The organism is Mesorhizobium waitakense, from assembly GCF_056431085.1.
The window spans coordinates 1-630 of record NZ_JBWKME010000235.1 but is presented as its reverse complement, the minus strand read 5'-3'; the positions used below and the strand labels follow the sequence as shown (position 1 = coordinate 630).

Annotated in this window: 1 pseudogene; it reads right to left on the bottom strand. The window is 62.5% G+C overall.

The window, feature by feature from the left end:
- Positions 1–606, bottom strand: a pseudogene (locus AC07FD_RS39465) (IS5 family transposase); the annotation flags it as partial.
- Between the last annotated feature and the right edge of the window lie 24 nt (positions 607–630).

Sequence of the window (630 nt, the reverse complement as noted above, 5' to 3'; positions counted from 1 at the left end):
CATGGGGGATCGGCACTTTGCGGTTGGTCTTGGAGGGGATGCAGGCAGTGATGTCGCGCTCGGCCAGCGCGGTGCGGAACCAGTCGGCGTCGTAACCTTTGTCGCCGAGCAGCGATTGGGCTTTGGGTAAGGTGCCGAGCATCAAGGCAGCGCCCTTGTAATCGCTCATCTGGCCTTCGCTGAGCAACATGATCAGCGGTCGCCCCTGGCCATCGCACACGGCGTGGAGCTTCGAGTTCAATCCACCCTTGGTGCGCCCGATACGTCGGGGAACAGGCCCTTTTTTAAAAGGCTGGCTGCTGTCCGATGCGCCTTGAGGTGGGTGGCGTCGATCATGAGTTGGTCGGGCCTGCCACCCTTGGCCGCGAGCGCGGAGAAGATCTTGTTGAACACGCCCAGCCGGCTCCAGCGGATGAAGCGGTTGTAGATCGTCTTCGGCGGGCCGTAATCCGGCGGCGCATCCCGCCAGCGCAGCCCGTTCCTGATCACGAAGATGATGCCGCTAATCACCCGACGATCATCCACCCGGGGCACGCCGTGCGACAGCGGAAAATATGGCTCAATCCGACGCATCTGCGCCTGCGACAACCAGATCAGATCACTCATGGCAGCGCCTCCTCGCGCTGCCAT